At 66.0% G+C, this 18,874-nt stretch carries 14 protein-coding genes; 3 read left to right on the top strand and 11 right to left on the bottom strand.

Features of this window, described 5'->3' with window-relative positions; all coding sequences use genetic code 11:
- The first annotated feature begins 14 nt into the window (after window positions 1-14).
- Window positions 15-1,709, top strand: coding sequence for an aminotransferase class III-fold pyridoxal phosphate-dependent enzyme (locus ACQY4Y_RS06420; protein ID WP_428489720.1), 1,695 nt, complete (start codon window positions 15-17; stop codon window positions 1,707-1,709).
- Window positions 1,710-1,783: 74 nt separating this feature from the next.
- On the opposite strand, the gene ACQY4Y_RS06425 is transcribed toward ACQY4Y_RS06420, so the two are convergent.
- The 11 genes from ACQY4Y_RS06425 to ACQY4Y_RS06475 all read right to left on the bottom strand — a co-directional run bounded on the left by ACQY4Y_RS06425 (window position 1,784) and on the right by ACQY4Y_RS06475 (window position 17,117).
- Complete coding sequence (locus tag ACQY4Y_RS06425; protein ID WP_428489721.1) at window positions 1,784-2,416, bottom strand: hypothetical protein; 633 nt, start codon at window positions 2,414-2,416, stop codon at window positions 1,784-1,786.
- Window positions 2,417-2,524: 108 nt separating this feature from the next.
- Entirely contained in the window at window positions 2,525-3,163 is a 639-nt protein-coding gene (locus tag ACQY4Y_RS06430) for a class I SAM-dependent methyltransferase (protein WP_428490747.1), read from the bottom strand.
- Between the two features lie 349 nt (window positions 3,164-3,512).
- Window positions 3,513-4,109, bottom strand: coding sequence for a tetratricopeptide repeat protein (locus ACQY4Y_RS06435; RefSeq protein ID WP_428489722.1), 597 nt, complete (start codon window positions 4,107-4,109; stop codon window positions 3,513-3,515).
- A gap of 1 nt (window position 4,110) precedes the next feature.
- Window positions 4,111-5,409 carry a glycolate oxidase subunit GlcF gene (glcF, locus tag ACQY4Y_RS06440; RefSeq protein ID WP_428489723.1) on the bottom strand — a complete coding sequence of 433 codons (1,299 nt, stop codon included), beginning with the start codon at window positions 5,407-5,409 and terminating at the stop codon, window positions 4,111-4,113.
- A gap of 2 nt (window positions 5,410-5,411) precedes the next feature.
- Complete coding sequence (locus ACQY4Y_RS06445) at window positions 5,412-5,651, bottom strand: hypothetical protein (RefSeq protein WP_428489724.1); 240 nt, start codon at window positions 5,649-5,651, stop codon at window positions 5,412-5,414.
- A 35-nt stretch (window positions 5,652-5,686) separates the two neighbouring features.
- On the bottom strand, window positions 5,687-6,880 hold the full coding sequence (locus ACQY4Y_RS06450; RefSeq protein ID WP_428489725.1) for an FAD-binding protein: 1,194 nt from the start codon (window positions 6,878-6,880) through the stop codon (window positions 5,687-5,689).
- Entirely contained in the window at window positions 6,877-8,328 is a 1,452-nt protein-coding gene (locus ACQY4Y_RS06455; RefSeq protein ID WP_428489726.1) for an FAD-linked oxidase C-terminal domain-containing protein, read from the bottom strand. The genes ACQY4Y_RS06450 and ACQY4Y_RS06455 overlap by 4 nt, the downstream gene beginning before the upstream one ends.
- A 266-nt stretch (window positions 8,329-8,594) precedes the next feature.
- Window positions 8,595-9,584: a hypothetical protein gene (locus tag ACQY4Y_RS06460; protein ID WP_428489727.1), complete on the bottom strand. Its 990-nt coding sequence runs from the start codon at window positions 9,582-9,584 to the stop codon at window positions 8,595-8,597.
- Window positions 9,581-10,387: a hypothetical protein gene (locus ACQY4Y_RS06465; RefSeq protein ID WP_428489728.1), complete on the bottom strand. Its 807-nt coding sequence runs from the start codon at window positions 10,385-10,387 to the stop codon at window positions 9,581-9,583. The genes ACQY4Y_RS06460 and ACQY4Y_RS06465 overlap by 4 nt, the downstream gene beginning before the upstream one ends.
- Window positions 10,388-10,395: 8 nt before the next feature.
- Window positions 10,396-14,190, bottom strand: a complete 3,795-nt coding sequence (locus tag ACQY4Y_RS06470) for an Eco57I restriction-modification methylase domain-containing protein (protein ID WP_428489729.1) — start codon at window positions 14,188-14,190, stop codon at window positions 10,396-10,398.
- Between the two features lie 20 nt (window positions 14,191-14,210).
- On the bottom strand, window positions 14,211-17,117 hold the full coding sequence (locus ACQY4Y_RS06475) for a helicase-related protein (RefSeq protein WP_428489730.1): 2,907 nt from the start codon (window positions 17,115-17,117) through the stop codon (window positions 14,211-14,213).
- A gap of 76 nt (window positions 17,118-17,193) precedes the next feature.
- Between ACQY4Y_RS06475 and ACQY4Y_RS06480 the strand changes: the two genes are divergently transcribed.
- Window positions 17,194-18,003 carry an SDR family NAD(P)-dependent oxidoreductase gene (locus ACQY4Y_RS06480; protein WP_428489731.1) on the top strand — a complete coding sequence of 270 codons (810 nt, stop codon included), beginning with the start codon at window positions 17,194-17,196 and terminating at the stop codon, window positions 18,001-18,003.
- A complete protein-coding gene (locus tag ACQY4Y_RS06485) occupies window positions 18,000-18,779 on the top strand; it encodes an enoyl-CoA hydratase (RefSeq protein ID WP_428489732.1) in 780 nt (259 codons plus the stop codon). Before ACQY4Y_RS06480 ends, ACQY4Y_RS06485 begins: the two co-directional genes overlap by 4 nt.
- The last annotated feature ends 95 nt before the right edge of the window (window positions 18,780-18,874 follow it).

The raw sequence follows: 18,874 nt of genomic DNA on the forward strand, positions 1-18,874 counted from the left end.
TGGAAGGCATAACGATGTCCGCGCCGTTCGTTATCGCGGCAACTGCTGGCGCCGCCACTCTCGGGGCCGCACTTGCCAAGGCCAAGACCCGTCTCGACCTGTCGCGGGCCAAGCATCCGTCGCTTGCCGGGCACGCCCGGATGGCGCGGCGAATTGCCTCGCTGATCCAGTTCTACGAATATGACGAAGAGCGGTTCTTTTGTTCCGATGATGCGCCGCGTCAGATCGCGGAGCAACGACGCAACGGCTTTTACGCCCTGTCGCGGCTGTATCGCGAACGTTTCGGGGAAACCAGCGCACGCGGCGCCGATGCCGTCGGCGGGATTTCCGATCTCCAGTTCATCAACGCCTACCGCGTGCCGTTCCAGTACCGCCGCTTTGCCGATCAACATCTGCCGTCGGGGTCCTTTCTGGCATCGTCGTCCGGCGTAACGGTCACCGACCTCGATGGCAATGTCTTCTACGACCTGACCGGTTCCTATGGTGTTAATCTTTTCGGACACGATTTCTATAAATCTTGCATCGACCGTGGCGCTGAGCTGGTGCGCGATCTCGGGCCGGTGCTCGGTGCCTATCACCCGACGGTCGCCTACAATGTGCAGCGCCTGCGCGAGATTTCCGGACTGGACGAGGTCTCGTTCCATATGTCCGGCACCGAGGCCGTAATGCAGGCGGTTCGGCTGGCCCGCTATCATACCCGCCGGTCCCACCTTGTGCGTTTCTGCGGCGCCTACCACGGCTGGTGGGGTGACGTTCAGCCCGGCGTCGGCAATCCTTCCCCGGCGCGTGATACCTATACCTTGGCCGAGATGTCGGAACGCACGCTTAACGTTCTGCGACGCCGGCGCGACATTGCCTGCGTCCTGGTCAATCCGCTGCAGGCGCTGCATCCGAACGCGTCCGCGCCCGCGGACGGATCATTGGTGGACAGTTCGCGGCGGGCCGGGTTCGACCGAGCGGCCTATACGGCCTGGCTGCGAGAGCTTCGTGGGGTGTGCGACGAACGCAACATCGTACTGATTTTCGATGAGGTCTTCGTGGGCTTTCGCCTGGCGCCCGGAGGCGCCAAGGACTATTTCGGAGTCCAACCTGACCTTATTACCTACGGCAAGACATTGGGTGGCGGGCTGCCGGTCGGTGTCGTTTGCGGTCGCGGCGACCTGATGAAGCGCTACCGCGCCGAACGGCCCGCCGATATATGTTTTGCCCGAGGGACGTTCAATTCCCACCCCTATGTCATGGGTGCAATGACCGAGTTCCTGCGCTACACCGACACACCCGAGGTTACAACGATATATGGCAATCTCGACCGGACCTGGAACGGCCGGGCGGCGGAACTTAACGGTCGCCTTGCGGACGCCGGCCTGCCGGTCCGAATCGCCAACCTTTCCTCGATCTGGACAGTGAACTACACCAGCCCGTCACGTTACAATTGGATGCTGCAATACTATCTGCGGGCCGAGGGCGTGGCGCTGAGTTGGGTTGGCACCGGACGCTTGATCTTCAGCCTGAATTACACCGACGCCGACTTCACGGCGGTCGCTGATCGCTTCCTCGCCGCGTGCCGCGCAATGCAGCATCACGGCTGGTGGTGGACCAGCGCTGCAACCGCTGGCCGATCGATCAAGCGGCGGATCATTTGGGAAATGTTGACCCGCCGCGTTTCACCGGTTCAGCGGATCTTCCTGTCCAGGAACGATCCTCTGTAAAACAGACCATCTCGGCTGAAATGGTCTGCCCTTTGCGATCGCGCGATGCCGGTCCCGACGAGCGCGATCGCGTTCTAATGATTGAACTCCGCAGTCTCCCGCGAAAGGTCGTCGACCAGCACCGGTTCCAGTATGTGGCCCTTCAACAGATGCGCTGGTGCTTTGTAGTACAGCTTGATATCGTGAAACGGGTCGGTAATGATCTTGGTCGCCCAGACCAGTCCAGTCTGCAAGTCCTGGATCAGAAACAGATGGACGGTCCGGAACAGCAGGCCGCCAAGTCCGACCACCAGCCACAGATACCCGACATGGCGAGCAAATCCGATCCAGCTCACCGGCGCTCGGCACAGTCCCAACAGCGTCGGATCCAGCACGAAAGCCAGCGGGGAAAGCCCCCAGATCGTCATCAGCACCATCTTGCGGCGCAGATTGTAGCCGACCTTGACCTGCTCTTTGTACTCGTGAGTCGCCTGATTGATGACGTCGTAGTCCCTCGGTTCGAAGAAGAAGTGACCGATTTGGCGGCTCGTCATCGCCACCAACCATGCGATCAGCGCAGCGAGCGCCGGATCGTTGAACGTTATTGCGTAGGCGCAGACAAAAGTGATGGCGCTGAGCAGGTGCAGCGATTGATTGACCCGACTGTGATGATAGTAGCGATGATCATCCCACCGCTGTACTCGAAGAAGTTCGAAAAAGCCGGTCATCGCTGTTCCTTCTGTGGTGCGTGCTGGTCTGCGGATGCCAGCCGTTCGTGGGCGCGCGACCCGCCCGATAGCCTGTTCGCCGCGACAAGACTGGAAACCGTCGTGATCTCAATCATCCAACCTGACGAATCGAATAAGCCAGAAATGACCCAGTGGAGGGAGGGCGCGGCGCTCCAGTAAGCTAACCGGCGATTGCCCTGCCCACTGTTCGTAGCGGGCCCAGGGGAACTCGGTCCGCCAACCCAGTCGGCTTGTCAAAGGCATCAACCACCTCTCGACCGTTCCACGAAAGCCTGTTTCGGCACCAATCCGACTCGTCAGAATGATCTCGCCACCGGGTCGCACAACCCGAACGAATTCGTCAAGCGCGTTTTCCGGATTCGGCACGGCGGTAACGACATACTGCGCGACCACGACGTCGAACGCACCGCGAGGGTAGTCAAGTTGTTCCGCGTCCATGAACTCGATCGTTTCGATATTGCCGAGGCGAAGCCGTCTCACTCGCTCGCGTGCTCGATCCAGCATGGGGCCCGAGATATCGACACCGACAACGCGGCTGCCCGGCGCATAATAGTCCAGTGACAGACCAGTTCCGACCCCAACCTCGAGAATGCGGCCGCCGATCCGCTCTGCAGCATCGACCGCGGCACGACGTCCGCGTCTGAATACCGGCCCGAACACGACATCATAGACCGGCGCCCAACGCCCATAGGCCTCGGCGACGCGATCCCGTTCCAGTTCTTTCACTATTGGCAAGCGCTTCGCCTCCGACAAGTAGAGCTGTCTACGCTGATTCGGTGCCTACGACCATCCTGAACCCGCCATTCGGAGCAGCGACGGACCGCCGTCGCACAGGTTTCATTGATGTTTCACACCGGACATCATAGTTCGGAATCCCAGTGCTGTGCCGAAATGACATTAAAATTTAACAGTAGAGACGACTTCGATGCCTCAGATCCAAATTGTGATTATCTTGCGCGGATTGCCGCGACCGGTCCCTCGATAACCGTCAGCGGCTACACAACGAACTCCGGCGTGCCACTGCATCGGATCTTCATTGTTGACCGAACATTCGCTGGCGCGGCGACAAATGAAATCAAGTCTCCTCGCCGACCGCGCGCCGCTTGAGCAGCCGCAGACGCGCCTCGCCTCCTGGCGTCTTCGGGTCAAGCTCCATTACCTTCTGCCAGGCGGCATAGGCACCCTTCCAGTCCTGGCGCGCAGCGGCAATGTCGGCCAGGCTATGCCAGGCCGCGAAGTCGCGCGGTTCCAGCCGGATGGTCTCCTCCAGGTTCTGGATCGCAGCCTTGACGTTGCCGTCATGGTACAACGCCAGTGCGCGTTGATGCCAGGCCTCGGCCAAATCCGGCTGCAGCGTGATGGCATCGGAAAACGAATTCACCGCCTCGTCGTCCTCACCGGCCTGCAAGGATCGCAGGCCGCGGCTCATCAGCAAGGTAACCGCCGGCGACCCAGCGCGCAGCCAAGTCTGCTCTAGCTGGCTCTCCAGCGCGACGGCGGACTGCTCGTCCGGGGCAGCCTTCAGCGCATCAAGCATGTGATCGATCGCGGCACGTTTCTCGGCCGGGGATTGCGCGACAGCGACGACACTCAGGCCGAACAGCCAAAGGCCCAACAGCAACGGGCCCAACAACCACGGGCCGACCACCAATCTGGACCGCGCGGCGGCCATCTCAGCGGTCCACCCCGGGCGGGGGCGGGCCACCTGCCATCCAGTCCAGCAACTCGACGGTATGAACCACCGGAAGCATGTCTCCCGCCAACTGAGTGATGCAGCCGATATTGCCAGCCGCGATCAGGTCGGGCCGGGTCGCCTTCAGGTTACCGAGTTTGCGATCCCGCAGCCGGCCGGCGATCTCGGGTTGCAACAGGTTATAGGTGCCGGCCGAACCGCAGCAGATGTGCCCCTCGTTCGGCTCGACGACCCGGAAGCCGGCGCGGGACAACAGGGTCTTGGGTTCCGCCGTTACCTGCTGGCCGTGTTGAAGGCTGCACGCGGAATGGTAGGCCACGGTCAGGCCAGGCGCCGGACGAGCCGGTTGGTAGTCGAGACGCGCCAGAAACTGGGTCACGTCCAGCGTCATTTCGGCGACCTTCAGCGCCTTGCTGCGCCATGGTTCCGGTTCCGAGCGGAACATGAAGCCGTAGTCCTTCACCGTGGTCCCGCAGCCCGAGGCGTTGATCACGATCGCATCCAGGTCGGCCGTATCCGACCACGCCTCGATATTGGCCCGAGCCAGTGCCATCGCTCGGTCATGCTGGCCGATATGGTGATTGAGCGCGCCACAGCAGCCGGCGTTCGGCGCGACGACCACCTCAACCCCCAGCCTGGTCAGCAGGCGGATGGTGGCTTCGTTGATGCGCGGCATCAGCACCTGCTGGGCGCACCCGGTCAGCAGCGCGACGCGCGCCCGACGCTGCCCCTGGGCGGGATAGGTCCGCGGCGTCTCAGTCGGGCTGCGACCCGGCAGTTCGGCCGGGGCCAGCGCCAGCATGCCGCGCAGCCGTTGCGCCATCATCGATTGCCCGGGGATCAAGCGCCCAAGCGGGCGACCAAGCCGAGCCGCCGACAGCGCGAGCCGGAACAGTCCCGGACGCGGCAGCAACACGCCCAGCAATCGCCTCAGCCAGCGCTCCGCCAGCGGGCGACGATAGGTCTGCTCGATGTAGCTACGAGCGTGATCGACCAGGTGCATGTAGTTCACCCCGGACGGACACGTCGTCATGCAGGCCAGGCAGGACAGGCACCGATCGACATGGCGCACCACGTCCTCGGTGGCGGGACGGCCGGTCTCCAGCATGTCCTTGATCAGGTAGATGCGCCCGCGCGGACTGTCGAGCTCGTCGCCCAGCAGCAGGAATGTCGGGCAGGTTGCGGTGCACATGCCGCAGTGCACGCAACTCCGCAGCACGCCGTTCGATGACGCGGTATCGGGATCGCGAAGCTGTTCGGCGGTGAAACTGGTCTGCATCGCTACTCGATGGGTTTCATGGGAGGCAGCATCCGAAGCTGACGGATCATCAAGCCCAGGCAGCTGATCGCCAGCAGGAAAAACGCCAGCGACAGCCAAGGGTTATCCCGGTTGAACAACGTAACGATCAGGATCATCACAAGTGAAAACGCCATCATAAGGAATTGCAGGTTGGTGACCGGGTTCGGCCGCCTCAAGCGCATATGCTGAAAACCGGAAATCCAGCAGGTGATCAGGAACACGATGTTGGTGACCCAGGCGGGAATGAAGACCATGCTCAAAGCCCGGCGTAGAGGCGGCCGGGATTGAGGATGCCGGCCGGGTCCATCGCCGCTTTCACCTCCCGGGTTATCCGCGCCAGCACGGCATCCTGATTGGGGACAACGCGAACCACGCTGCGCAAGGTGTCTGGCGCCCGCAGCAGGGTCCAGGTGCCCCCCGCCTTCCGTGCCGCTGCTTCGACCGCCGCATGGGTCGCGGTATCGGCGGGCCCCGCCAACCAAACCAGCCCACCGCCCCAGTCCAGGAACCCGCCGACGCCATGCGCCCGAAGCCCATCGAGGACGGATGGGCCCAAGGACGGCCGAACCGAGACCCGCCAGATGGCGTCGTCAGAACCCGCCGCGAGCGGCCGCGCATCCCGAACCTGTTTCCAGACCGCGTGTGAGGCGTCCGTGTCCAGCGTCACCGCACCGCGCACCGCCAACTGATCCATCAGCCGGCCGACGCGGTAGCTGACGGACGCCGGGAAATCCTCGATCCGTAGTAACGCAACGGAACCGCCGACATCCCCGAGGCCTGCCACCCGCGCCGCGGCTTCCGGGGGCAACCATGCGGCGCCCGAGACGCCAAACGGCGAGCCCAGTCCGGCTGACAGGACGGCTACGCCGGTCGCTGGTTCCAGGCCCGGCAGCACCAGAGTGCCGGTTGCCTCTGGTGCCGGCAGCACCTTCAGGGTGATCTCAGTGATCACTCCCAGCGTGCCGTGGCTGCCGGCGAGCAACTTGCACAGATCGAGCCCGGTAACGTTTTTCAACACCCGACCGCCGGAACGGATGATCTCGGCCCGCCCGGTCACCGCGCGAACCCCCATGACGTGGTCGCGCATCGCGCCCCAGGCGACGCGGCGCGGGCCGGACAGGTTGGCCGCGACCACGCCGCCGATGGTTTGCGGTTTATCGCTTCCGGCACCCAAAAGATCCGACAGATCCGGCGGTTCGGCGATCAGGTGCTGACCGGCCGCGGCCAAGGCGGCCTCGATCTCGGGCAGCGGCGTGCCGGCCCGGACCGAGATGATCAGCTCCTTCGGCGCATACAACTGAATGCCGGAGAAGTCCGCGGTGGACAGCGTTCGCGCCGCCTGCACCGGCCGCAGCATGCCGGATTTCGTGCCGTTGCCCTGGATCAGCAACGGCTCGCGGGCGCGCATGGCCTCGGCGACGACCGCAACGATCGAATCCTCGGTGGTCATGCGGCCTTTGGTTGCCCGGCTGCCTCGGGTTCCGTCAGCGGGAACACCTTGCTGGGATTGAGCAGCCATTCGGGGTCGAAGGCCGACTTGATGCGGCGCTGCTGCTGCAGTTCGTGCGCCTGGAACTGCACCGGCATCAGGTCGCGCTTTTCCACCCCGACGCCGTGCTCCCCAGTCAGGCAGCCGCCGACCTCGACGCACAGCTTCAGGATATCGGCGCCAAACGCTTCCGCCCCGTGGAAGCTGGCGGGATCGTTGGCGTCGAACATGATCAGCGGATGCAAATTGCCGTCGCCGGCGTGGAAGATATTTGCGACTTTCAGGCCGTAGCTGTCGGACATTTCGCCAATGCGGCGTAGCACCAGCGGCAACTGGCTGGTCGGGATCGTCCCGTCCATGCACAGATAGTCCGGGCTAATCCGGCCAACCGCGCCGAATGCGCCCTTACGGCCTTTCCAGATCGCCAGCGACTCCTCGGCCGACTGCGACACCTTCAGGCTGATCGGATCGAACTTCTCGCACATCGCGGAGAGCTGGCTCAGCAGGCGGTCCTGTTCCTCGGCGCTGCCTTCGACCTCGATGATCAGCATCGCCTCGGCGTCCAGCGGATAGCCGGCATGGGCGAAGGCTTCGCAAGCGTGGATGGCGGGGCGATCCATGAACTCCAGCGCCACCGGGATGATGCCTGAGGAGATGATGGCGTCGACCGCCGCCCCGGCGACCTCGTTCGACTTGAATCCCGCCAGCATCGCGCGTGCGCCCTCCGGCCCGCGCAGGATACGCACGGTGACCTCGGTGACCACGGCTAGCATGCCCTCGCTGCCGGTGAGCAGACCAAGCCAGTCATAGCCCGCGGCATCAAGATGGGCGCCACCGATGTCGACGATCTCGCCGTCGATGGTGACGATCTTCAGGCCCAGCAGATTGTTGGTGGTGACGCCGTAGCGCAGGCAGTGCGCCCCGCCGGAGTTCATGTTGACGTTGCCACCGATCATGCAGGCGAGCTGACTGGAAGGGTCCGGCGCATAGAAGAACCCATCGGCCGATACTGCGTTGGTGATGCCGATATTGGTCACGCCCGCCTGCACCACGGCGCAGCGGTCGGGATAATCGATGTCGAGGATCCGGTTCATCCGCATCATCCCGACGACGACGGCGTCCGCCATCGGCAGCGCGCCACCCGACAGCGATGTACCGGCGCCCCGTGGTATCACGCGGACACCGTTCTGGTGGCAGAAGCGCAGCACCGCTGCGACCTGTTCGGTGGTCTCCGGCAGGGCCACGGCGAGCGGAACCTGACGGTAGGCGGTCAGGCCATCGGTCTCATACGGTTTGAGCCGCAGGGCTTCGGCAATCACTCCACTTTCAGGCAGCAGCGCGCGCAACCCGGCGACGATGCTGTCGCGGCGGGCGATGACGTCGGGCTTCGGGGCCGGCTGACGGATCATCTTGTGCCTCCATGCGGCAAGGGCATGTCGGGAAGATAGCGATTTTTGGGGGTGGCGCCAGGGTCCTGGCTCGATAGCTGCCGCTGTATAAATGCTGCTGTCAGAAAATGGAGGCTGCGCGACAGTCGTCCTCCGTGGCCGCGATGCACCAACATTTTCCGTCACGCCGGCGCCGGCTCCGCCGCTGGATAACTCCTTGGCGCTCGATGACCCTCACATGCCTCGTTGCTTAAGCCTTTCACCGCACCCGCGCACTGGCGCCAATGTTAGCAGGCCGGGACGACGGTTTCATGTTGGTCAGCCGGATGATCGGTAGTTAACCGCATCGCGGCAACAAACCCATCCACCTCGCGCATGAAAGCCTCCCGGTTGCCGCCAATCCAGCCGCGGTAGTCCGCCTGCTGATCCGATGCCTCCAGAAATGCCGCCTCCGATCGCAGCAACTGGTCGATCAACCCCAACGCCCGGACCTCGAAGTCCGGCGCCGTCTCGTCCAGGCGGAACCGCTCCGGGATCGGCACGTCGGTGGCAAACCCCGCCGCGCCGCGCCGCCCGGTCATCACCACCGCGCCGCACAACGCCGCCTCGCGCGGGATCCGGTCGCGTCCGGGATGCGGACCGAAATCGACATAGACCCGCACCTGACGCAGCAGCTCGGCCAGTGACTCCTTGTCCAGGCCCTCCAGCGGCAGCCAGGTGCGCCCGACACCCGCGGCTATCAGCCGCTGCATCGTCTGGGGCGCCTTCTTCGGATTGAACGCCACCGCCGCCAGCCGCCCCGCCGCCGGCCCGGCCTGGAACACATCCGCGGTCAGGAAATCGGTCAGCATCAGCCCGCCTTCCACGCCGTTCCGAACCAGGAAATCGCGCGCGTAATCCGACTGACAGAGGTGCACGATGTCGGTCCCAGGCCGCAGCACGGAGGGCCCCGGATTGAGGTGTTGCCACTTGAAGTAATTGTCCACGCTCAGCCACCAGATCGCGCGGCGCGCGCTGGCGAACCGCCAGGCCAGGCTGGTCGCGACCTCTGGGATCACCACCACCGAGGTCGCGTCGTCGGCGACGCCAGGACTGACCGCCACACCGTAGTGCCGATATGGCGCCGGCACGTCATGGGGCGAGCCGGTGGGATAATACACCATCGCCGCCGCCACCCGGCGCGCGCGCAACGCGCCGCACAGCTGATGCAGCGCCTCCGGCCCGCCGCTGACCGCGCCGCCCGGACACAGGATGAAGACCCGGCTTGGCCCGGTCATGCCGCGCTCGCCCGGCCGTCCGATCCGCCGGCCCGGGCCACCGTCGGCCGCTCCGCCCCGGATCCCGCCAGCATCGCCGCGTCGTTCGCCGCCACCCGCCCGTCGGCGCGCACCCGCACCGCGCGCAGATCGGTCAGCCCAACCCGCAGCCGATGGCAGCTTGCAACGAAGCCGAGGAAGGTCTCGGCGTGCATCCCGCCCATTTCCTTGCACGCCTCGGCAAACAGCCGGAACCGAGTGGCATAGACCCGCGCGCCACGGACGGTGCAGAAGGCAAACCGGTCGTTCAGCCCGCCCCAGCTTTGCCAGCCAGGAACGATCAGGTCGGCCCGCCCGTCCAGCAGCGGTTTCAGATCGCGGGCCGGATCGAGCCGGTCGAGGTAGAGCAGATCGGGACGCAGCAGCAGCACCAGATCGTCCTCGGCCACGCCCGCCAGATCGAGTAGCGACCAGAGCCGCTGCAGGCTGCGCAACTGGTGGCACAGATTGGTCATGCTGCGATACTGATCGCCGAACGCGTCGGGAAATCCGCTGGCGACGGCCAGTTCAGCGCTGATGGTGCTATCCGATTGCGGCTCCACCCAGCACAGATCCAGCCCTAGCAGCGCGCTCTCGGCCCGGTCGGGCGCAACCTCGAATTCCCCGGACCTTGGATTGTTCAGCCGTTGCGGCAGATTGAAGTGACCGACCAGCTTCGTGGTGAAATCGGCCAGGCGCAACGGGTCGACGAAGTTGCCCTGGATCGAGCCCGCGGTGTGGCGCAGCGAACGGGTGATACCGAAGAAGCCGATCAGACAACGCATGTCGGCATCTATGCGGACCGGTCGTTAACAAACAGTAAATCAGCCGATCCCCTGGGCGCGACCGGTTCGGCCATTGCCGTTACCAGGGCCACGTCAGCATACGGATCGTGGTGGCGGCAGAACGCCTGGACCCCTTCGGCACGGATCGCCTCGAACGCGGCAAGGCAGACGGCGGCTGCATCGGGGTCGGAGCGATAACTGAAGGAGCCAAGCACCCTGGCATAGCCGTCCCGATCCAGGCCGTAGCCGTCCGCCACCACAGCATCGATCCGTGCCCGCAACGCCGGCCGATCCGCCGGCCCGGCGCGGGCGCCCCCCACCTGCTCGTGCCATAGGGCGTGGTATCCGGGGTGGCGGCACGACAGCAGCAGCGCGGCGTGCGCCAGGAACCGTCGCGCCGCATCACCGAACCGAACCATCGGCAGCGCATTCAGTATATACAGGCTTAGATGCGTCGCCGCCTTCTGCCGTACCAGCCAGTCGAACGCAAACGAGTTGAACACCGCGCACAGTACCAGTGCATCCGCGTTCGGCCGCGTCCAGGGCGTCTTCTCCACCGTCGCGGTATGGCCGAACACGACCTCGGGCGGAGCGATGCAGGCAATCATTGTCCGCTCGTCGTTGGACCGCGCGATGTCGCGAAACACCAGCCGGTAATGTCCCGCCGCCCGCGCGACCGCCGTAGGCAATCCGGCCGCGGCCACACCGTATCGAGGTAGTGTGTCCCAGCTATCGCTATACTGGTGAAACGTCTTGCCCTCGTGCAGCACCAGATCGCCGCCACCGGGCGGCCGAAACAGCGCGGCGTCGGCCGTCATGTGCAGATCATTGCCGAATCGGATGCGGTGTTCCGCGCACCATCCGGCCAGGCGCTCGGGCCGAGCGAAGAACGCCTTCGCCAGGCGCAGATCCTGGTTGCCGCGCAGCTCCAAAGGCGTCTGGGCGGCACCGCCCGATAGCGTCAGGAAGGCCCGCGTATAGTTCATGATCTTGCCGGGATCCGCTGCATCCTCGATCGCATCAAGGTAGAACCCGCATCGTAACGATCCTGTCGGGCCTGGGCGCCGCGCCACGATCAAATCGAACTTGAATCGGCTATCGATGTCGAAGATCCGCCGCCGGTTCTCGAACGACAAGCACCATTGCAGCTGGGTTTGCTCCAGATAAAGCCGGCGGATGCCGCTGCTGCCCTCGTTGGCATGGAACGCCGAGGGCATCAGCACGCCGATCGCGGCGTCGGCCGCCGCCAGCTCCATGTTGCGTTCAGCGAACAGACGGAACAGGTCGAGGCTTCCCCCGGTTGGGCTTCCCCCGGTTGGGCTGCCCCCGGTCGGTCCGCTGCCGATACGGATGCGCTGGTGACGATACAACCGGTCCGCTACCCGTTTCAGCCGATCAAAACCGGCGCGATACGCCTCGAACGCTGCCGCGACTTCAGGCCTGGACAGCACGGTTTGCTCGATCGCCGTCCGCTCGGTTCGGGTCCGCGCATCCAGCACCCTTGGATCGAAATCAGCCACGAAATCCTTGGTGTTCGGCAACACCACATCCCATGGCGGGTTGCCCAGCACGACCGAAAATCCGTTCGGAAACACTTCTGGAAACACCAGATCCCAGGCCACCGCGTCGGCCCCCGCCGCCAGCAGCGCCGCCTGCCGCTGGTCCAGCCGGTCGGGCCATTCACCGCTTTCGGCGACGTGCGCCGCCAGCCCGAGCCACACATCGTCAGCATCGCGGTCCCGTAGCATCGCCGCGCCCGCCCAGGCCCGGGCCAACTGGCGCAGCGGCGACAGCAGTCGGTCCAGTTGCCGCTTCACCGCCTGCTTCGAACCCAGATCATCCACATCCCGCCCGATCGAGGCGTTCAGCGCCGCCACCATCCTGCGCGCCGCAGCAAGGGAAGCGGTCAGCCGATCCGCCACCCCGCGCGCCAGCAGCGGATCCAGCACCCCCCCGCTCACCGGCAGCGTCGCCAACGAGCGGAAGAACGGTCCGCTCAGCGCGTCACCCTGCACCACACGGTGATCCAGGAAGGTCAATGGCAGGCCCTCGGCATAGGATTCCAGCCAGAGCGACAGCTTCGCCAGTTCCACCGCCAACTGGTTCCGATCGCAACCATATAGACAATTCACCGCCACCAGACGCCGGCAGATCGCCCGCGCCCGGGCCTCTGAATAGCCACGGCTTGGCAAGTAGGCGGCGATGCTGTTGTCCGGGTCGGGCAACGCCGCGATCCGGTCGTGCAGCCCACGTTCATCGCAAAGCCGACAGGCGGCCAGCAGCGCTTCCGCCAGATGCCGGCACGCCTGCACCAGAAAATGCCCGCTGCCCGCTGCCGGATCGACAATTCTGAGCGCCAGCAGCCGGGCCGGATGAGGGTCGTCCAGCGGACACAGCGCGGCGATCATTGGGTCCAGCGTTTCGCGCACCAGGAAGCGGACAAATCCATTCGGTGTGTAGAACGATCCGGACGCCTTGCGTCCCATGCCGGAGCGCAGGAAGAAAGCGCCGGGTTCGATGTCGGCCGCGCCGGCGGCAGCCGGAACCACCGCTTCGCGCTTGCCGCGACGCAGCCGAACCAGCGGTTCGGTCGCGATGCCTGGTTCCTGCTCCAGCAATCCCTCGTAAACGCTGCCGAGGTCCTCCACATCCAGCGAGCCGTAATGCACCCGCATCCGTTCGCCGCCGTTTGGCGCGATCCAGATCAGCCGATCCAGCAGGATCGCCACCGCCCGCTCACCCCAGGCGATGCGATCCAGCAGCGGTGTCGTCGCGGCGCCGAATAGCGCCCCGCCCAGCGGCGCGATCCGCAACTCTGAACAGGACAGCCCGTCGCGAAACACTGCGAACAGCGACCGCAGCCCGGCCTCCAGCATGCGTCCGGTATCGTGGCCCTGATCCAGGTGGCGGCGCACCAGCGGGCCCAACGCCTGGTTGGGCGATAGCGCGCTGCGCCACAGACGCGCCGAGGCAAAGCTGAAGCCGGCGCCGGGTTCAGCCGGACTTTCCAGCTTCAGGATGAACAGCAACCGGTATACCAGCACCAGCGCTTCGCGCCACAGCGCCGCTGCGTCCAGCTGGCTTCGGTCCGGCAACGCATTGATGAAGCCGGTGATCGCCTGCGTCGCCTGCCGGCGCAGTTCCGCCGTCACCTTGACCTGGTGCAGCCGCGCCGCTTCCAGCACCTCGGGCAGTCGAGGCAGCCCCGAGGCGCCAGCCAGAGCCAGCAGTAGCCGAAACGAGTCCGGCGGCAGCGGTCGGGTTGGCCAATCGCCGAGCGGGATGGTCAGATGGCTGTCGGCGCGGGACGGATCGCACAGCAACAGCCGCACCACGTCGCCATTGGTCAGCAGCCCGGCCCGTTCGCCCCGCGACTGCAGCACACGTTGCGCGATCCGCGTCGGGCTGACGCGAAACGCAAGCGGCGACCGTTCGGCGGCGTCCAGATCGGCGGCGCTGTCGATCGACCAGGCACGCAGCCGCGCTCCGTTCGACGCCTGCATCAGCCAGCCGCCGTCCTCTTGGCCTTCACGTGTCGCCACCGGGTCCTGCCGCGGCACCCGCGCATAGCCCAGCGCCCGAGCCAGCTTCAGGGTGACTTGCCGATGTACCTGCCTCGCACTGCCTCCGCGCAGCCCTGTCCGCAACCCGTCCCAATCCGCCGCTGCCCTGCCGGCTGCCGGCCCGTCCGCCTTCGCCCCGTCAGTCGCGGCCCCGTCCACCACCGCCCCATCCGCCACCGCGATCACCCGGCCCAGTCCCTGGTGCAGGAACGGCGCGGTCAGCGCTGATCCGATCAGCATGCAATCCGCCAGATCGAGCATCACGCCACCAGCATCAGCATGCCCAGCATGCGGACCGAGGCCGAAGGCAATGCCGTCCGCCGACCGGCGACAGAGCGAAATCCGGCCAATACTTCGGCAGCCTCTCGCCGCCGCGCCGGCACAATCGTTGCGTCTGCAACCAAACTGCTCAGACGCTGCTCGGGATCGGCGCAGACACGCCAGTCAGCGTCCGACGGCCCGGCATCGAAAAGGTCGCCGCTGCGCGGATCGAAGGCTCCGCACAGTTCCACGCTTTGCCGCCGTAGCCAAGCATTGGCGGCGGCATCCTCGCGTTCAATCCTGCGTTGATGTTGGGCGATGAAATCCGCCGCCAGCCGATCGCGGATCATCGCCGCGTGGGCGTTCGCCGCGGCCAGCGCGGAGGGCGCCCATGCCGCGAACCGCCGGTCCCACACCAGGTCGGCCGGCACCTCCTGTTGCGCCAGCGCCAGGACGTCCGCCTGCTCGACCAGCGCACCGTCGGCAAACAGTCGGAGCGCGATCACTTGGCGCAGCAGTCCGCCCAACTCGACCACGTAGCTCACCAGCAGCGACAATCGATCCGACCGCGCCGCGCTGACGCGCCCGGTGCGCACCGACGCAATCGCCCGCCTGGTCAGCGGATGCGACCGACCCGGATACAGCAGCTCGCGGCCATCGGCATCGCGCAGCTGCTCCGCGTCGTTGCTCAGGCGTACCGAGCCGGTTGCACGGTCGAACCCCGCCAGCCCGTCCAAATCGCCCGCCCAGGCCGCCGGCACCCGGTAGCCATCGCCGAACGCGGTCAGCACGGAAGCGACGAATGCCGGCAGATCCACCGTCGCGCTCGGCGCGCCGATACCTGGGGTGCCGGCGATCTCGGCAGCCTCACCGCCGGACAGCCAGCCATGGCGAACGGCCATCTGGTCGAAACTCTGGAACGCCCGATCGATCTCGCGCAGCAGGTCGCGATAGGCCTCGCTGTCGCTATCCTCCGCCGCCAGATCCAGGGAGTGGACCAGACGCGGCGCGCCGCTGAACAGATCCTCGGCGAAGCCGGCGACCAACGGCTCGTGCAGACGCGCGGGATCGGCCCCGACGCCCAGTGTGTTCGGCATGAACGCGAGGCAAGCGCGGGCCTTTTCGTATTTGGCGATCAGCCGCAGCAGCAGCCGCTCCTCAAAGGTGCCGGCCAGGAACAGGTAGCGGATCTCGGGGTCCAAGCGCTGGCCGTAGCGGTCGATGCGTCCGTTGCGCTGTTCCAGCCGGTTCGGGTTGTATGGCAGGTCGAGATGGATCAGATGAAAGCACTTTCGCTGCAGGTTGAGCCCCTCGGCCAGCGAGTCGGTGCTGACCAGCACGATGCCGTCCTGTTCGGCGAAGCGCTCCGCCACCCGGGCGCGATCGGCCTCGGAATCGGCGCCGCTGATGCTCAGGATGACGCCGCCGACTTCGGCCAGCGCCGCCACAGCCGCGGATTGGCTGTCGGTGTACTCTGTATAGACAAGCACATTGGCATCGGCATGGCGCAACCGGATCAGCCTGACCTCCAGCACCAGCGCCGCCAGTTTTGGGTCGAGTGGCAGCGCCGCCTCGCCCAGGCGGATCAGTTCCGCCAACTGTTGCGCCGCCTGCTGGTCGGTCATGGACGCTGCCATTTCCTCGGCTTCCAGCAGGGCGATCTCGGCCTCTTCCGCCGGACCCAGCACGCCGTAGCGACCCGCTCGCCGCCGCCACGCCCGTAGCGCGCGTCGCCGGTCGGGCAACGGCTTGGCGGGGTAGCGCGCCGCCACCACGCGCAGGGTGGAGACGCAGGCCGCGATGCTCGACATCGAGCGTTTCAGCAGGCTGACGAACGCCAGCGCGTCGGACAGCCCGGCACGGTCGCGCGAGCGTTGCAGCCGGGGCGCCACCAGCGCCGACAACGCGCGATGAAACGCCGCGACCGGCCGGGCATCGCCGACCTCGACGCGAACCGGGACGACGATCCTTTCGCGGAACAACGGCGCCCCCGCGGCGGTCCGGATATGCGACTTCAGCCGCCGCACCACGTGCCGGCGATAGCCCGACCCGACCAGCCTGCCGGCCGCATCCACCAGGCTGGGGTCAAGCAGCGCGATCAGCGCGGCGAAATTCGCATCGTTGCCGTCATGCGGCGTCGCCGTCAGCAGCAGCAGCCCATCGGAACGGCCGGCCAGCACCGCGGCCAGTCGGCGCCGCTGATTCTCCTCGCCGACGCAATGATGCGCCTCATCGATGATCACCAGGTCCCAAGCCGCGCGTTCCAACTCCGCCAGCACGTGGTCGGACTTGGCGAAATCCATCGAGGTCAGGCATAGCGCGGTCGCATCGAACGGATTGGCGCCCAATTCCAGCCCGCGCCGAGCCTGGCGCAGCCCGGCGGCATCGGCGATCGGGGTGAAGCGCAGGCCGAAGCGGACCCGCATCTCCTGCTCCCACTGGCCCAGCAGCGGACCTGGAGGGCACACGATCAGCACGCGGTGCGCGCGTCGCCGGACCAGCAACTCGGCCGCGATCAGCCCGGCCTGGATGGTCTTGCCCAGGCCGACCCCATCGGCCAACAGCAGGCGCGGCCGCACCATGTCGAGCGCCCGCAGCAGCGGCACGCGCTGATACGCCTCGATTGCGACCCGACCCGGCGCGGCCGACGGCCCGGGGATCTGCTCCAGCAAGCGGGCGAGGTGAAAACGCCGCCAGTCGGCCAGCGGGCCGGCTTCCTCGGGCCGCGGATCGATCTGTGTCACCGCGATGGGTTCGGCCGGATGCAGAACGTCCCATTCCAGGCCGGCCAGATCGCCGCCCCGGCAGGTCAGCCGCACCAGTTTTTGCGACCCCAGCGGCAGGATCTCGGTAACATCCCATTCCAGCCCGCGGACGGTGACCTTGATCCCGACCGACAATTCCATGCACGCTTCCCATCGAAACGCCGGCACGGAACCACGAACAGATTGCCAAACCCTTAACGCAGGCGAAAGGACACATATGATCGCATTGACCGAGAGGTTCGCCGGCAAGGTTGCGGTGGTGACCGGGGCCGCCTCTGGCATCGGCCTCGCCATCGCCACACGGCTGCTGGGGGAAGGCGCCAAGGTGGTCGGATGCGACGTTCAGCCGATCGAGGAACTGGGGGCCGGCTTCGTCGGCATCGAGGCCGACGTCACCGAGGAATCCGCCGCCCGCCGCCTGGTGGCTACCGCCGTGGACCGGTTTGGCGCGGTGCATGCCGCGTTCAACGTCGCTGGCGGGTCGCGGCCGGGCTATATCGTTGATCTGGCGGAATCCGACTGGGACTTCACCGTCGATCTATGCCTGAAGGGCGTATTCCTCGGCATGAAGCACCAGGCCAGGCAGATGATGCGCCAGGGTGGCGCGAAGGCGGCGTTCAGCATCGTCAACATCGCCTCACTCAACGCGCATGTGCCGATGCACGCCGGATCGGCCTATGTCGCCGCCAAGGCTGGGGTGGAGATGCTGTCGCGCAATGGCGCGCTGGAGTTCGCGCCGTTCGGCATCCGGGTGAACGCCATCCTGCCGGGACTGGTGCAGACCCCTCTTACACGGCGTCATTTCGACAACCCCGACGCGCTGGCGGCGTTCGAGCAGCGCATCCCGATGGGGCGTCCCGCGCAGCCGGGTGAGATCGCCGCCCCGGCGCTGTATCTGGCGAGCGACGACGCCAGCTATGTCAACGGCGCCAGTTTGCTGGTCGATGGCGCCTGGGCGGTCAGCGGCTACCCCGACATGAGACCATTCCGCGGCCCGATCGGCTGGAACCAAGGGACTGAGACATGACCGACCAACCCGTTATCGTCAGCCGCACCAAGGGCGGTGCCGTCGCCACCGTCGCGATCAACAATCCGGCCCGGCTGAACTGCCTGGGCCATGCCCAGATCACCGGTTTCATCGACGCCGTCGCGGGGCTGGCCGACGACCCGGACCTGCGGGTGCTGATCGTCACCGGGCAGGGCGAGCACGCCTTTGCCGGGGGCGCCAATCTGCTTGAACTCGGCGAACTCAATCCGTCGCGGGCGCGCGATTTCCTGACCTTGGTCCACGGCATGTGCAAGGCGCTGCGCGATCTTCCGGTGCCGGTGATCGCCCGGGTGAATGGCTTCTGCCTGGGCGCCGGGCTGGAACTGATGGCCGCCTGCGACATGCATATCGCGTCCGACAACGCCATGTTCGGCATGCCCGAGGTCAAGATCGGCCTGCCGTCGGTGGTGGAGGCGGCGTTGCTGCCGAACCTGATCGGCTGGGGCCGCACCCGGCTGCTGTTGTTCACCGGCGACAACATCGACGCTGCAACTGCGCTGTCGTGGGGATTGGTGGAGAAGGTCGTCCCGACCGCCGATCTGGATGCGGCGCTGGGCCGCTGGGTCGAGTCGATCTTGGAATCCGGGCCGAAAGCGATCCGGCTGCAGAAGGAACTGATCCGGGAATGGGAGGCCATGCCGGTGAGCGACGGCATCGAAGCCGGCATTCGCTGCATCGGCCGGGCTTACCAGTCGGATGAACCGACAAGGATGGTGGGGGCGGCGATCCAGCGGCTGAAGGCGCGCCGGGGTTGAAGGCGGACTGATCCACCGCTTCTCCGATGAAGCGTTGTCCGCCCTCAACGACCAGTTCGCCGTGCTCTACTGCGAGAACGGTCGCCCCCCGATCC

Source organism: Rhodopila sp. (assembly GCF_965277165.1).
Taxonomy (GTDB): domain Bacteria; phylum Pseudomonadota; class Alphaproteobacteria; order Acetobacterales; family Acetobacteraceae; genus Rhodopila.

Bases quoted from the DNA above. Each gene is read 5' to 3' on its own strand.
- ACQY4Y_RS06420 (WP_428489720.1), top strand. From the start codon at position 15: ATGTCCGCGCCGTTCGTTATCGCGGCAACTGCTGGCGCCGCCACTCTC.
- ACQY4Y_RS06425 (WP_428489721.1), bottom strand. From the start codon at position 2,416: ATGACCGGCTTTTTCGAACTTCTTCGAGTACAGCGGTGGGATGATCAT.
- ACQY4Y_RS06435 (WP_428489722.1), bottom strand. From the start codon at position 4,109: ATGGCCGCCGCGCGGTCCAGATTGGTGGTCGGCCCGTGGTTGTTGGGC.
- glcF (WP_428489723.1), bottom strand. From the start codon at position 5,409: ATGCAGACCAGTTTCACCGCCGAACAGCTTCGCGATCCCGATACCGCG.
- ACQY4Y_RS06450 (WP_428489725.1), bottom strand. From the start codon at position 6,880: ATGACCACCGAGGATTCGATCGTTGCGGTCGTCGCCGAGGCCATGCGC.
- ACQY4Y_RS06455 (WP_428489726.1), bottom strand. From the start codon at position 8,328: ATGATCCGTCAGCCGGCCCCGAAGCCCGACGTCATCGCCCGCCGCGAC.
- ACQY4Y_RS06460 (WP_428489727.1), bottom strand. From the start codon at position 9,584: ATGACCGGGCCAAGCCGGGTCTTCATCCTGTGTCCGGGCGGCGCGGTC.
- ACQY4Y_RS06465 (WP_428489728.1), bottom strand. From the start codon at position 10,387: ATGCGTTGTCTGATCGGCTTCTTCGGTATCACCCGTTCGCTGCGCCAC.
- ACQY4Y_RS06470 (WP_428489729.1), bottom strand. From the start codon at position 14,190: ATGCTGATCGGATCAGCGCTGACCGCGCCGTTCCTGCACCAGGGACTG.
- ACQY4Y_RS06475 (WP_428489730.1), bottom strand. From the start codon at position 17,117: ATGGAATTGTCGGTCGGGATCAAGGTCACCGTCCGCGGGCTGGAATGG.
- ACQY4Y_RS06480 (WP_428489731.1), top strand. From the start codon at position 17,194: ATGATCGCATTGACCGAGAGGTTCGCCGGCAAGGTTGCGGTGGTGACC.
- ACQY4Y_RS06485 (WP_428489732.1), top strand. From the start codon at position 18,000: ATGACCGACCAACCCGTTATCGTCAGCCGCACCAAGGGCGGTGCCGTC.